Annotated in this window: 10 protein-coding genes and 1 pseudogene; 6 read left to right on the forward strand and 5 right to left on the reverse strand. The window is 38.7% G+C overall.

Features of this window, described 5'->3' with window-relative positions; all coding sequences use genetic code 11:
• Positions 1-298 (forward strand): annotated as a pseudogene (locus DCH402_RS13535) (MobC family replication-relaxation protein); the annotation flags it as partial.
• 278 nt (positions 299-576) lie between these two features.
• Here DCH402_RS13535 and DCH402_RS13540 read toward each other — a convergent pair.
• From DCH402_RS13540 to DCH402_RS13555, 4 genes are all read right to left on the reverse strand, one after another.
• Complete coding sequence (locus DCH402_RS13540) at positions 577-1,143, reverse strand: hypothetical protein (RefSeq protein ID WP_040001624.1); 567 nt, start codon at positions 1,141-1,143, stop codon at positions 577-579.
• Positions 1,127-1,648, reverse strand: coding sequence for a hypothetical protein (locus tag DCH402_RS13545; protein ID WP_040001626.1), 522 nt, complete (start codon positions 1,646-1,648; stop codon positions 1,127-1,129). Before DCH402_RS13545 ends, DCH402_RS13540 begins: the two co-directional genes overlap by 17 nt.
• Positions 1,641-2,216: a hypothetical protein gene (locus DCH402_RS13550; protein WP_040001627.1), complete on the reverse strand. Its 576-nt coding sequence runs from the start codon at positions 2,214-2,216 to the stop codon at positions 1,641-1,643. Before DCH402_RS13550 ends, DCH402_RS13545 begins: the two co-directional genes overlap by 8 nt.
• 353 nt (positions 2,217-2,569) lie before the next feature.
• Positions 2,570-3,690, reverse strand: a protein-coding gene (locus tag DCH402_RS13555; protein ID WP_152486926.1) for an IS3 family transposase whose coding sequence is annotated in 2 segments (ribosomal slippage) — positions 2,570-3,432 and positions 3,432-3,690 — 1,122 coding nt in all. Because the reading frame shifts where the segments join, the coding sequence is not laid out codon by codon here.
• 837 nt (positions 3,691-4,527) lie between these two features.
• Here DCH402_RS13555 and DCH402_RS13565 point away from each other — a divergent pair.
• The 5 genes from DCH402_RS13565 (at position 4,528) to DCH402_RS13585 (ending at position 13,368) form a co-directional block, all read left to right on the forward strand.
• Entirely contained in the window at positions 4,528-6,000 is a 1,473-nt protein-coding gene (locus tag DCH402_RS13565; RefSeq protein WP_040001631.1) for an ATP-binding protein, read from the forward strand.
• Complete coding sequence (locus DCH402_RS13570) at positions 5,987-8,752, forward strand: Z1 domain-containing protein (RefSeq protein WP_040001634.1); 2,766 nt, start codon at positions 5,987-5,989, stop codon at positions 8,750-8,752. Before DCH402_RS13565 ends, DCH402_RS13570 begins: the two co-directional genes overlap by 14 nt.
• Positions 8,743-9,684 carry a PD-(D/E)XK motif protein gene (locus DCH402_RS13575; protein WP_040001636.1) on the forward strand — a complete coding sequence of 314 codons (942 nt, stop codon included), beginning with the start codon at positions 8,743-8,745 and terminating at the stop codon, positions 9,682-9,684. Before DCH402_RS13570 ends, DCH402_RS13575 begins: the two co-directional genes overlap by 10 nt.
• Before the next feature lie 3 nt (positions 9,685-9,687).
• Positions 9,688-11,529 carry an AIPR family protein gene (locus tag DCH402_RS13580; protein ID WP_050583311.1) on the forward strand — a complete coding sequence of 614 codons (1,842 nt, stop codon included), beginning with the start codon at positions 9,688-9,690 and terminating at the stop codon, positions 11,527-11,529.
• A 201-nt stretch (positions 11,530-11,730) separates the two neighbouring features.
• Positions 11,731-13,368: a DNA cytosine methyltransferase gene (locus DCH402_RS13585; RefSeq protein ID WP_040001637.1), complete on the forward strand. Its 1,638-nt coding sequence runs from the start codon at positions 11,731-11,733 to the stop codon at positions 13,366-13,368.
• Positions 13,369-13,539: 171 nt separating this feature from the next.
• On the opposite strand, the gene DCH402_RS13590 is transcribed toward DCH402_RS13585, so the two are convergent.
• Positions 13,540-14,651, reverse strand: a protein-coding gene (locus tag DCH402_RS13590; protein ID WP_152486927.1) for an IS3 family transposase whose coding sequence is annotated in 2 segments (ribosomal slippage) — positions 13,540-14,397 and positions 14,400-14,651 — 1,110 coding nt in all. Because the reading frame shifts where the segments join, the coding sequence is not laid out codon by codon here.
• Positions 14,652-15,426 lie beyond the last annotated feature (775 nt).

The following is a 15,426-nucleotide window of genomic DNA, read 5'->3' on the forward strand; positions in this document are numbered from 1 at the left end:
GGGGGGACAGGTCATCGCAGTAGAAACCGAGCGCCGCCTGAAAACCAAAGCCCGCTACCAGTCGATTATCGCCAGCCACTTACTGGCCCGTACCCACAAGCACTGGATGTACGTTTTCTATATCGTGCCGGACCCGCAGAAAAAACGCGCTCTTGAACTACTGTTCGCCAGCATCAAACATGTCATCGTTAACCATCAACCTATCCCGCTGGAAGTGCGACATCGGAATGTTTTTCGCATTTATACGCTTGCCGAACTACAACAACTTGACCTAGAAAACAATTCCTACTCAGGATGAAATTGCTATTAAGTATGAGAAATGGACGTTTTGTTGTGTTCATAGCTGTGGGAGCTACTGGGTCACAGAGGTCAAAGCTAAATAGTTATTTAGCTCTCTGGTGTTCAGCGATTCTCAGTTATTGTTCAATAAAACCCTTCAGTTTTTTGTTACGGATCGTAGACTATTTTTATTTCTTAATGCTAGGCATAAAAAACCGCTGATTAAAGCGAGGGTAAATATTATTGAGTAATTAAGTGCGGAAATTAAAAAGTTAATTCTCATTTAAACTTTAAAAGTCACTCCTCACTATTGTAATGCTTGAAATAATCTTTTTCTTTTTTACTAAAATCATCATCTACCTTAAGTAGTTTAAGCATAGCCTCCTTTTCTGCATTTTTCTTCCGTCTAACTATGATAGCTGCTTTTAACTCTGATAGCGAGACATCAAAATCACGAAGAGAAATAGATGATAAAAGAGCAACAAATAAAAATGAAACAGACAAAGCCCCCAAATAACGTGAGTGAACAACATCATCCTTGATTACATTGAATAAAAATATAACAGCGCCACTGAGTATGTAAAAAATCATCCATAACCATATCTTTTTAATAAATGAAGATATATTTCCACTTAACCTACCAGTCTCAACAGAGTTCAATCCATCACTATCAATTAATTTTTCGAACCGACTTTTCAAACTCCATGCATAGGTAATTAGAGGAGTTAAAACCCCTCCACTAACGAGCAATTGTAACCAGCCATTCAGATTCTCTATTCTTTCCGGCTCTGAGAAATAAAAAAATGAGCAAAAAAAGATAAAGAGAAAAAGAATAGCCCTAAAAATATTACTCAGCTTCAGCATCTAATTCGCCCAACTGGATCTGTTCAATCAACCACTCGCGAATTTTTATATATAACTCCTCAGGATCAGCTATGCCGTTAATAAACTTCAATTTTATTTTTCTGCTAATGATTAAGTTATCGCCTTTTATCTTTCCAACTTTATCGAGTGTTAACTCAACATCCTCTGGATGGCTATGTCTAAGTGCCTGGCTGATATTGTTAATTATTACCTGAGATGTTTTTTTTGCTTTGTAATTATAGCTAATCTCCACAGAAACATTAATATTACCTTTATCTATTGCATCTCCAGAAAATATTTCATCTGTGAGCCCATAATTTTCACGCTCCCTATCTGTAAATAGCACTTTAATAATATCAAGCCCCATTCCCTTTGGTGTTACTTTGATATAATTAGCTTTAATCGTTTCAGACGTTACTAAGGCTCTTGCACTTTCAATAGGGGTATTCCCTAAAGTATCAACTAACGGAGTACCAATCCTGACCTTCTTTATATTATTATTCATTATTTTTTCTCTTTTGCTGTTTAGGTAATTCAGCATTGAGCATTACAGAACCTTTGTTAATTACGCCAGCTGCCTTTAATAACCATGTGATATATTTTTCAAGCTCTCTTGTTCTAAGTATAGGGGATTGAATCAAAACAACATGGTTTTTTAAAAATGCCATATGCATTATGGAATCTAAAAACTCACGTCTTTTACCATCATCTGATGCCGGCGGAGCTATTTGATCGATCGATAAAAATGAAGCATTCTCATCAATTGTTATAATGCTCTTATTGGTGCCATCGCTATAGCGAACTAACTCGTTGAAAAGTATATTCCATCTTTCAATTTTATTGTTCATGAATTGGCGTGCCTGTTGGACATCGCCATCTTCACCGTCATGACTATCTACGCTTACAGTTTGATAGCGATCCTTAACAGCCGATAGGCGGCTTAGGGCTGTAGCCACCATCTCTTGCAGCGTCTGATCGACGTTTTCGCCAACCACTTTCCCGATACGATAATGAAGAGTCTTGTCTTTGTATTCAATGACGGGTTCTTTAATTGCTGTGATTTTTTGAGACATGAATAAAATCCTTGTTTTTTTTTAAACAAGTTACTACATATGGAGAAAATCACAACTAAACCCACACCATTAATACCCACAACCAACGTTTATCTCACTTATTACCATCTCGTTTTTGCACATATTGCGCATATTTATCAACAATCCTCCCCACACAGCACTATCTTCTGAGAGGTCTCGAGTTTCGGACCTCACCTAATGCCATAGTGTCGTCCCTCCAGTTTTTAGCACCTTCGCAATAACTTTTCCATGTGTATGCATACAGTATTTTTTATTGGGTATATTTGTCAACTCTTTTCATTCTGCGCCTACGAGGAGTTACTGTGACCTGCCCCCAGTATTAGATACAACGATCAGTTAGTAATATCGGTTTGTTTACCTTCTAATTTTCCATTTCTCCAGCTTGCTGCAAATTCAGACGGCGTCTGGTAATTCAGCGATGAATGAGGTCTGGACTCGTTATAGTCCTGCCGCCAGTCATTAATGATTTTCCGGGCATGAAGAATATCGCTGAACCAGTGTTCATTCAGGCATTCATCCCGAAAGCGACCGTTGAAACTCTCAATAAATCCGTTCTGCGTTGGCTTACCTGGCTGGATAAGTCGCAACTCCACACCATGCTCAAAGGCCCATTGATCGAGCGCACGGCAGGTAAATTCCGGGCCCTGATCGGTTCTTATTGTCGCCGGATAGCCACGAAAGAGCGCGATGCTGTCCAGAATACGCGTGACCTGAACGCCTGAAATACCGAAAGCAGCAGTGATCGTCAGACACTCCTTCGTGAAATCATCCACACAAGTCAGGCACTTAATCCGGCGGCCGCTGGCAAGTGCATCCATGACAAAATCCATCGACCATGTCAGGTTCGGCGCATCCGGGCGAAGAAGCGGAAGCCGCTCAGTCGCCAGACCCTTACGGCGCTGTCTGCGTTTTACGCCCAGGCCATTGAGATGATAGATGCGGTAGACCCGTTTGTGGTTAACGCAAAGGCCTTCACGACGCAGAAGCTGCCAGATACGCCGGTAACCGAAACGTCGGCGTTCCATTGCCAGTTCGGTGATACGTGCAGACAGATACGCATCAGTAGCCGGGCGGTGCGCATCATAACGGCAGGTCGACAGGGACAAACCTGTCAGCCTGCAGGCACGCCGTTGCGACAGACCTGTCGCTTTGCACATCACTGTCACGGCTTCCCGCTTCTGGTCTGTCGTCAGTACTTTCGGCCCAAAGCCACCTGTAGTGCCTCTTTATCCAGCATGGCTTCGGCGAGCAGCTTCTTGAGGCGGGCGTTCTCTTCTTCAAGTGACTTAAGCCTTTTTACTTCAGGTACTTCCATGCCACCAAACTTCTTACGCCACGTATAAAACGTGGCGTCGGAGATGGCGTACTTACGGCAAAGTTCGCGGGCGGAAACACCCGCCTCGGCTTCGCGAAGAATATTGATGATCTGTTCGTCGGAAAAACGCTTCTTCATGGGGTTGTCCTCATGTTGCTGATGAAGACATTACTAACATCGTCGTGTGTTAATCAATGGGGAGCAGGTCAGGTCAATTCCGATAATTTGTTCCATGGGACACCTCTTCATTTTGCTGTTGGTTTGCACTTACAGCATGGTTCACTGAAGCCAGTATAGAGAGGTGTCCATTTCATTATCGCACATTGATGCTTCACCTCTCACTGTGCTAGGCCCATGCTAACGGGGCACCACATCCCGCAAGTGTAGTGGTAATATGAGAAACTATTTAGGAGAGCAAAAAGACTACTGACGCCTTCAGGATTCTTAACGATACAACTCAAGAGTGTTTCTGATAGTTGTTGCAATGAGTGAGCAGTGATTTGCACTCACGCCGTGACACTTCAGGCTAATTTCAAACAGATGGAATTGTCTGATATATCATTCTAAGACTTTGAATTATCTTTTGAAACTGGCTGAAACGTGTTCTAAGGAAATCAGTGGATATCACTTATAGTCGTGACTATGACTGTCTGGCGGCGGCACGCCTCGGCCAGACCAAATTCTGGGGTAAATTTTTTCATCCGGCCCATCTCCCTCATAAAGAGTTGATCTCTAGGCTTTCCGAAGCTATTTTATAAGAAAAATAGTCATTTAAGTTCAGATAAAAAGATCATAGTCATCGTGAGAACAGACCGTATTATTCAAAATGCCATAGCAAAATTTACATATAAATACCAAAAAAATCAACACTCGATGGCCAGATATAGTCTTCAGCGAAGAAACTGCCATTTATAATTGAAAATAATCTCTGTGTCATAAAAAATACTACTTTTCAATCCTATACAGGGGCTTTGCATGAAGAGCATATCATTGCCACCGTACGCACCGACATTGATCGAATCAACTCGTGCGATTGGTTATACATTAGAAGCAGCAATGGCTGATATTATTGACAACAGTATTTCAGCACAGGCTTCATGTATTGATATTTTTTTCTTCCCTACAGGAAATTCATATATAGCCACAATAGACGATGGTTGTGGAATGAATGCGAAAGAGCTTAACACTGCAATGCGTTATGGTAGCCAAAATCCTAATGCAAAACGTACTGAAAATGATTTAGGACGTTTTGGCCTTGGTTTAAAAACGGCATCACTTTCTCAATGTCGAACCCTAACAGTGGTCAGCAAGCAACGGGAAAGTATTGAGGCAAGACGTTGGGATATTGACCATGTCATTACAACCCAAGATTGGTCACTTTTAATTCTTGAGTCAGATGATGAAATAAATAAAATTCCACGTATTGAAAAGTTGAAAGAAATAGAATCTGGCACTCTCGTTGTATGGCAAAATCTTGATAGACTTAAAGTTGGAGAGATTGATTTTGAACGTGCTATGGGAAAAAAAATGGATGATATGCGAAAACATCTTTCCTTGGTTTTTCACCGCTATATTAGTGGAGAGCCAGGCCTTAAAAAAATACAATTAAGAATGAATAATTTTCCGATTAATCCTGCGGATCCATTTCTTTCTCAACGAAACACACAGATCATGTCAGATGAATCAATACTATGCGAAGGTTCAAAAATCATTATACGTCCATATATACTCCCACATGCCTCTGATCTAAAAAATAATGAGATAGAAGCTCTTGGCGGGAAAGATGGTCTCAGAAAAAGTCAAGGGTTCTATGTTTATAGAAATAAGCGACTTCTTATTTGGGGCACTTGGTTTCGTATGATGCGTCAGGGCGAATGCTCTAAGTTAGCTCGAGTACAAATTGATATCCCCAACGAGCTAGACAACCTTTGGACACTTGATATCAAGAAATCAACGGCCATCCCGCCAGAAATAGTCTGTAATAGACTAACGCCTATTATTCAAGGTCTTGCAGAGAAAAGTAAAAGGACATGGGAATTTCGTGGAAAACGGGAAACTCATGACTCAATTGTACATATCTGGCATCGATTTAAAGGAAAAGATGGGGGCGTATATTACAATATAAACCGCGATCATCCTTTAATTAAAACATTTTCTGATACAATACCTCAAATCAAACGGAACCTTGAAAATCTACTCAAATCCATTGAGGTAGGGATACCATTCAATCAACTATATCTAGACTTAACGTCTGAGAAAAAAATCAAGAATGATATAGATATTACTGATAAAGAAATTGAATTGATGCTGCATGGATTGTTAGAACAAATTTCTACAAAGGCAGGAAAAAATGACATGCTAGATCAACTCGCAATTACAGATCCTTTTATAAATTACCCACAGATTATTAATCGCTACAAGGGAGATAACTCAAATGGTAGCAACTAATATAGAACAACTGGAAGGTATGATATCTTCCAGCACTAATAAAGAATACCCTGACTATCCTCCAACCGAAGTTCAATTCGATAATATTGCGGGGAAAATACGTCAATTACTTGAGCCTCTATATCCTGTCACTGATGATGAATTCGAAAAAATTAAGCGAAGACTTAAAGAAAAAATTGTTGTGAAGATGGATTCAGGTATAGCTATTACCGGTAAAAAACATCATCATAAGTCGTGGCTTCCTGCTCGGAGAGCTGATTTAGATTTTTACTTCTGGAAACGATACAAAACGTATCTCGAAGAAGCTAAAGGATGGAATTCACGTGTTACCGGTAGCCTAGATCGGGTATCTGATGAAATTGTTGACTTACTTGGTGATCCTAAAAGCAGTGGAGCATTTCAAAGAAGAGGTCTAGTGTTAGGAGATGTACAGTCAGGAAAAACAGCCAACTACACTGCTATATGTAATAAAGCTGCAGATACTGGATATAATGTAATAATTATTCTTGCTGGTACAATGGAGAATCTTCGTCAGCAAACGCAGGAACGTCTTGATGCAGAATTTTCAGGAAGGAAGAGTGAATATCTTTTAAATCCGAAGAGAGATATTGAGAATATTCCTGTTGGTGTCGGTAAATATGGACATGAAAAAAGGATAGAATCATTTACTTCAGTTATAAAGGATTTTGATAAAAATATATTACGTCAATTAAGTCTTTCATTACAAAGCGTAAACAACACTGTTGTTTTTGTGATTAAGAAAAACAAGAGTATCCTCAACAATCTTATCCGATGGTTAAAAAGTAATAATACTGATGCAAGGGGAGAAATCAATAAGTCCTTACTTCTAATTGATGATGAAGCTGATAATGCATCCGTAAATACAAACGATTCTGAAAAAGATCCGACAGCTATAAATAAAGCAATACGTAGCTTGCTGAAATTGTTCAGCCAGGCATCTTACATTGGTATTACGGCAACGCCCTATGCAAATATATTCATTGATCCTGAAAGTGCGGATGAAATGACAGGTGATGACTTGTTCCCTCGTGATTTTATTTATACTCTTTCACCACCAACTAACTATATTGGTGCAGAAGATATATTTGGAGGTGATGAATATTCCCCAGCAAAATATAACGAGGCTCTTGTGCCAATTTACTCTTCAGAAATGAATTCATTTTTTCCATTCAATCATAAGAAAGAGCATCTTGTTACAGAGTTACCGCCTAGTATGATAGAAGCAATAGCATATTTTTTACTGACTACTGCTATTCGCGATATCAGAGGTGATGCTAATAAGCATCACTCTATGATGATACACACTAGCCGTTTCACAAATGTTCAAAATCAAATCCGTGATTTAGCTAGTGAATGGATAATACAAATACGCTCAGACTTACAAAACTATGCTAGTTTATCAGAAAGAGAAAGTGATAACATTCCCAACATTGCCTATCTAAAAGCTGTTTGGGTAAAATACGAGTTTGCCATTAAAGCCGATAAATCTAGTAGCCCGATGCCATGGTATCAATTCTTAACACAGTATCTTTACAGAGCTGTTGCACCAATTGATGTAAGAGCCGTTAACCAAAAAAGTGGATCAACCAGTCTTGATTATTTCAATCATAAAGATGATGGACTGCGTGTTATAGCCGTTGGTGGAAACAGTTTATCTAGGGGACTAACACTTGAAGGATTATGTGTTAGTTACTTTTATCGTCGCTCTATTATGTATGATACATTGCTGCAAATGGGAAGATGGTTTGGATATCGTCCTAATTATGATGATTTATTTAAAATTTGGATTAGCTCAGAAGCAATTGATTGGTATGGCTATATAACTGCGGCCGCTGAAGAACTAAAACTTGAAGTTGCTCGTATGAAAAATGCAAACCTTACACCGATGGATTTTGGTTTAAAGGTTCGCCAAGACCCTACATCTCTAATAGTTACAGCAAAAAACAAAATGAGAGCTGCAACATATGTCAAGCGGCCCATTACAGTGTCAGGGCGACTGCTTGAAACTCCCCGTTTGAAAGCCGATACAAAATCCCTAAATTTAAACGAGGAAACTTTTAAAGATTTTGTTAATCGGTTATCCGATATTGGTGTGAGAGTTGAACGAAAGGATGAGAAATTTTTCTGGGGAAAAGTTCACAAAGATGAGATAGAACAATTACTTAGAGATTTTAAAACACACCCTTGGCAACTTAACTTTCAAGGTGTTGCACTTGCCGATTCTATAAAAGATGATTCGAATATAGGTAATTGGGATGTTTATATAGCGCAAGGAAGTGGAATTAAAGGCTATGCTCTCAGTTGTGGTGATGACATAATTGAAATTATGCCAGAATCTCGTACCGTTAAGGCTGCTGGCACCCAGATTTGCATTAGCGGAACAAAAGTACGAGTAGGAGCTGGTGGTGCGACAAAAGTTGGCTTAAACGATGAACAAAAGAAAGCAGCCGAAAAAAAATTCAGGATGGAAAATCCGAAAGCACATCATATTCCTGATAAAGCATATCTTTGCATACCACGAAACCCTATTTTAATCCTTCATGTGATTGAAGTTGATAGAACACGTAGTCAAATTGAAGATAATATAAAAGTCCCTGATCACCTTTTTGCTTTGGGAATAGGGATCCCAGCAAATGGTGAGGAAAAAACAGCGAATTATATGGTCAACCCAATTGAGCTTCGTGGCTACAATGACTTCATTGAAGATGAAGGAGATGATGAATGGAATTGACTCCTGAAATACTCCTTCAACAATGGGAAGATATTGATTATAAGGATGGAGGGTTTTTACAGATTAATATCCAGCACCATCTTGAATGGCATATTGGATATCAATCAATTAGTCAGCGAACTTTACTATTATTGTGTAATATGGATATCAATGCTATCGAATCTTCGAAGTCAATGCTTGTAAGCCGTCGTCGTCGAGAAATAGATAACCGCTGGATATTAACATTTGAGCTATTGAGAAATGCACAACAGGATGTTTTCGCAATTCTTTGCTGTGACATTATAGAGAATTCGCGTTTAGCGACAGACGAAAAGGAAGCTCTAACTTTGGTCATAAGTCGTTACAGGCAGTGGACCAAGCTACTTGAGTCGCAAGAAAAAGGGGTAATGGATGAGCATATGCGCAAAGGATTTTTAGGTGAACTACTCTTTTTGGAACAATACATGGAGGGTTGTAATTCTAAGCTATATGCTATTAAAGGTTGGTCAGGTCCAGAAGCTACAGACCAAGATTTTATGTATCCAGAAGGATGGTATGAAATTAAGGCCGTTGGAATTTCAGCATCAAGTGTTACTATTTCATCATTAGAGCAATTAGATTGTAATGAAATAGGAGAGCCCGTGATTATGAGAATTGATAAAGTTGCTTCAAGTAGAATTGATGCAATTTCTCTGAATGATGTTGTTTATCGGATCAGAAAAAAATCATCATATCATACAGAAGCACTAGAAACATTTCAACAAAAGCTTACTTCCTATGGATATATAGATTTACAAGAATATTCAGAGACAAAATACCATTTCTCAAAAATGCAGAGATATATTGTCAATGACTCCTTTCCAAGGATTATAAAAAACAACGTGCCAAATGAAGTAGTTTCTTTAAATTACGCATTAAGTCTGCCTTCTTTGGATAAATGGTTAAAAGGATGAGATATGGACGCACAGGATTTTAAAAAAGACTTTTTGGAAGAGGTAAAAGTCAATGCATCGGTGACAGGGGATGGATCCTGTGCGTCTTTTGTATCTGCTTTTGCTCATTACCTACAAGAAGCTGAATTTTTGCTAGATTTTACTGCATCTTATTTCGAAGGTACTGGTAAATATAATAAAAAATTTCGCGTTGACGGTTATGCATATGATGAATTCGACAAAACAATGAATCTTATAATTGCAGATTATGATGGTTCTGGAAGTGAACGAATATTATCGAGAAAGCAAGCAAAAAAATTGCAAAATCGTCTGCTAAATTTCGTACACGAAACAAAAAATACTTCTATTCATCATAGGTTAGAAATGAGTAGACCATGCTGGGATCTAGTAGACTTGATAAAGGAAAAAAGGTTTGAGGTACAAAAGTATCGCTTTCTTATTTTTTCAAACTCAATCATCAGTACAAATATTGTCAATCTGGAGTCAGAAGACATCGATGATATACCCACTGAATGTCAAATATGGAGTATTGAACGTTTATTTAAAATGTGTGGTTCTGATTCAGGAAGACATGTTGTTGAAATTGATTTCAAAGAGTATACACCTAATGGCATTCCTTATTTAAATGCCAGTGAAACAATAACAAAAGATTTCAAAAGTTATCTCTGTATTATTCCAGGGTCTGTCTTGGCTGATATCTATGACAAATATGGCAGTTTACTTTTAGAGGGAAATATCCGTTCATTCCTATCTACTAAGGTTGCAGTTAATAAAAAAATTCGTACAACTATCATTGAATCTCCTGAAAGATTTTTTGCCTATAATAATGGTATTTCGGCAACTGCGATGAATGTGTCGACTGAGTTTACTCCTGATGGTCAACGACTTATAGCAGCGAAAGACTTTCAGATAATAAATGGAGGACAAACGACAGCCTCTTTATCAAATACAAGGTATAAAGATAAGTACGATCTAAGTTCAATTTTCGTACAAATGAAGCTTACCGTTATTGAAAAAATTCCTGAAGAAGATGCAACAAAGCTTATTCAAGATATATCACGCTCATCTAACAGTCAAAATAAGGTAAGCGATGCTGATTTTTTTTCAACACACCCATTTCATGTGTGCATGGAAAGATGCTCTCAACAACTATACGCAAGAGCAATCAATGGCTCTCAATTTGACACTAAATGGTTCTATGAACGAACACGAGGACAGTATCTTCAAAAGCAGATGCGCTTAACTCGAGCCGAGAAGAAAAAATTTCTTTTACAAAACCCTAAAAATCAATTAATTACTAAGACCGACCTTGCAAAGGTGAGAAATACTTGGGCTGGTTTTCCACATATTGTAAGCCGTGGTGCACAAACTAATTTCACAGATTTTGCGGATAAAACAACTAAAGAGTGGAGTAAACAAAAAGAGCTATTACAATTCGGGGATAAATACTTTCAAGAAACTATCGCACTAATGTTAATGTTTAAATATATGGAAAGAATGATACCGCATCAATCATGGTATTCACAAGGATATCGCGCCAACATTATAACATACACGATTGCCTTACTGCATAAGTTGATAATAAAAAAATTTAAAACCCAAGATTTGGATTTAATTTCTATATGGACACGACAGACCGTACCTAATGCAGTCCAAGAAGCATTAACAGAATTGTCTGAAAAGGTCTATTATAAGCTAACAGATCATTCACGCAGTGTAGAAAATGTTACTCAGTGGTGTAAACGTGAAGATTGCTGGGATAGTGTTCAGAGTATTTCCTATAATATTTCAGACCAAATAGAAAACTGCTTAAGCGAACAGTATGAAAAAAATCTTACAGACTGAAATGGTCAAATTAGCTGACATATAATGCTGGATTCATTATAAGTACATTGAAAATTCAGAAAAAAAATGCGAGAATATGATGTTATATCCCGTGCTTGGGGTGTGTTTTTACGTACGCTATGCTCTTTGAACATTGAGATACAAGCCTTAAATATATATATTTCAAAGAGTTAAAGATATAAGGGAAGATGGACTCAAACAATGAGCGAACAGGTTAAGTTAAAATCGAAATATAGTATAGTAGATTTGTTCGCTGGTGCCGGCGGGCTCAGCTATGGTTTTCTTCAGACAGAACGATTCTCGATCAAAGCTGCTTTCGAATTGAACTCTAGTGCCCGGCAGACATATCAACGAAATCACGGTGATAATGTTGCTATGTATAGCGATGTTGAACATGCACTTTCAGATACAATAAAAGCAGAACTTGGGCAGGTTGATGTAGTGATTGGTGGACCGCCTTGTCAAGGGTTTTCAAGTGCTAATCGCCAAAAAAATCATGCAGTTAGCCAAAATAACTCACTTGTCAAAAAGTTTATTCAGGCTGTCCTTAATTTAAATCCGAAGGCTTTTGTAATGGAAAATGTAAGCCTACTCCAATCAAAAGTTCACCGTTTCTACGTAGATGAGAAAGATAACGATATAATCAAAAAATACAGCATCGAAACAATACCAGCTGAAATTCAACTTCTAGACAAGCCGTTTATATTTGAAGGCGTTATTAATATTGTTAGCAACAAAATTAGCTTAGAAGAGTATTTATGGAATGAAAAAAATTATTTCGTTCTTAATGTTGTATATAAATTTAGAAATAACGAAAACAAACTAAAAACCACCCTAGAGAAACATAAAAAGAGATTACTTTCTCTTGCGGAAAAACTTATTTTAAAACATAAAGACAAACCAAACGATCCTATTACGCATTATAATTACCTTGCAGGGATAGTTATCACTCAGTATTTCAATAGTATTCAAACAAATAAAAGCACCGTTCACTTATGCAATACAATTGAACCAGTAATTATGATTCAAAGGATGCTTTCTAAAGCTATGGAGATTCATAACAACAATATAGATGTAAAAGAATACACTATAAAAAATGGATTAGTTGCAAATGTTATGTCTATGGCCGTAGTTGATTATGTTGAGTCAATACTTGGTGCTGAAGACAACGGTTATAATATTACAAAAGGTGTTTTGTCAGCGGTCCATTTCGGAGCCCCACAAAAACGTATGCGCTTTGTCATTATGGGCGTTAAAAAAGAGATAGCCCAGGATATAACCTTACCCGAAGGTACTTTCACAGAAGGCCATTTTAGAACTGTTGAGGATGCCATAAAAGATATTGAAAATATCCAAGTGGCAACTACTGTTAATGAAGGTAATATTGGTATTAAGCTTTCGATAGCACAGGACTCTATTAGTGAATTAGGACAACAACTTCGTAATTCTGATATGCTTTATAATCACGTATCTACAGAAACTACGCCACATGCTTTAGAAAGATTTAAAGTAATTCAACAAGGTTGTAACTTTCATGATTTGCCATTAGAGCTTAAGACTACCTACTCAGATAGTTCACGAACACAAAACACAATTTATTTGAGATTAAAATATAATGAGCCTTCGGGAACAGTAGTAAATGTAAGAAAATCCATGTGGATTCACCCTATTCACAATCGAGCTTTGAGCATTCGTGAGGCTGCTCGCTTACAAACTTTCCCCGATAGTTTTGTATTTTGTGGGGTTAAAGATGCTCAGTACCAACAGATTGGTAATGCTGTACCGCCAATATTAGCGAAGGCATTAGCTAATCATTTATGTAATTTTTTAGATAAGTAAACCTCACATTATATAGCTTCATTTCAATATATAATTGAGCATTATAAAAACCACTAGACCTGAAATAAAAACACGTCTTCCGGTGAGTAATGCCAGTCAGTTAAGCTACTGACTGGCGATTTTTATACGCTTTTCCATATTTCTGCGGTCTTTCTGTAGTCCCTCCAGTTTTTAGTACCACCGCCAATGAGGATCTCCAGCCAGTTTTTGCCTTGCATAGATAACGGGTGGCATATCACCCAGTGAGCTATGTGGGCGTTCCTCGTTATATTCTGTGCGCCAGCCTTCTGTTAGTTCTCGCACTTCAGACAATGTTCTGAACAGATACATATCCAGTATTTCTGTAAGCAGCGTTTTGTTAAATCGCTCGATAAATCCGTTCTGCATCGGCTTTCCGGGCTGAATAAAATTAAGTATCACTCCATGCTTCTCTGCCCATTCGGATAAGACCGCTACAGTGAGTTCTGGCCCGTTATCACTTCGTATATAAGTCGGGTAGCCTCGTTCTACACTTAATCGCTCCAGAATACGCACAACACGATGAGCCGGTATATTTAGGTCAACTTCGATGGCCAGCGCTTCCCGATTAAAGTCATCGACGACGTTAAATAACCTGAATCGCCGCCCGTCACTCAAGGCATCACTCATAAAATCAACTGACCAACAGTGGTTCATTCTATGCGGAATAACCAACGGCTGTGGATGCCTGTTAGGTAAGCGTTTTTTCCCTTTACGCCGAAAGTTGAGTTTTAGCAATCGATAGATCCGGTAAACCCGTTTTGCATTCCACAGGGAGCCTGCCTGACGTAACTTATTGAACATAAGCCCAAAACCATAGGCCGGATACTGATGCGCCAGTTTTTGTAGTGCCTCGACCACAGGCCGATCCCGTGCTGTGTTCGGGCAATAATGCAACAGACTTCGACTGATACCGATAATCCGGCACCCGCGTCGTTCGCTGGCCGGATGTTCCGTCATGACATAACGCACCAGCTCACGCTTCTCAGACACCGTTAAAGTTTTTTTGAAACAACATCATCCTTAAGAATTTCATGATATAAGCTCAGGGAGGCGTACATTTGCTTTAATCGGCGATTTTCTTCTTCCAACTCTTTCATCCGTTTGATGTCAGAGGACTCCATGCCGCCATATTTGGATTTCCAGTTGTAATAGCTGGCTTCCAATACACCGTTTTCCCGGCACACATCCTTCACATGCCGTTCCCCTTCAACTTCTTTCAGAACCCGCAGGATCTGAGTTTCAGTGAAACGCGCTTTCTTCATGATGAGCATCTATTGGTTGTATTTTAATCAGAGAACTCTATTACTCGGTAAGACTAAATTTAGGAGGGACTACATTAGCAATCCAGTGATGAAAAACAAAGGCTATTAGTGATCATTATTGGTGGTCATTTTGGTGGTCTTGACAGGAGAGGATTTCAGGTTTAGCTTACTTATTAGCCAGTTGCTGGCAAAGGCGATCCCAGTCAGAGGAGCCAAATTTATCAAGGGGTTGCGTATGCAGCCCTTTGCATTTCAGAATACTTTCAGAAAACCATTTCAGAATATCCTTTTCGCTACACTGCATAAAAAACCAAGTCTGACAATTTCACGAAAAAGTATCACGCCAGCCCAATAAGTCGCATTTCGATGACTTCCCTGCCCTGTTTTGCCGTATTAAAAAAGAATGTATCCATCACTGACCAAACTGAAATGACAGCTCAGGGCGTCACCTCCCCTGATGATGATGTCATGAGTAAAACGCGCGGCCCTTTTTATCCTGTCTGCCTCGCCCCGACGCACACTCTTCCGCCAGGATCCGGCGATCGCACAGAGCACATTATGTGATAAATATCACATAAAAATGGATGACACCCGCTCACTAAACAACCACCATCAGAACAAATGCAAAATCTGCGCAATTTCTTGCTCAAATTTGACTTAGGGAAAATGACGATATTACTTTTCCATTTAAAAACAATGCAATAAAGGTTGGCATGGTCATTGCTTTATGAACGGTGAAGTCACACTAACCGTTCAACAACAAGGAGCAAGACCA

Origin of the sequence: Dickeya chrysanthemi NCPPB 402 (genome assembly GCF_000406105.1) — a bacterium.
GTDB lineage: Bacteria > Pseudomonadota > Gammaproteobacteria > Enterobacterales > Enterobacteriaceae > Dickeya > Dickeya chrysanthemi.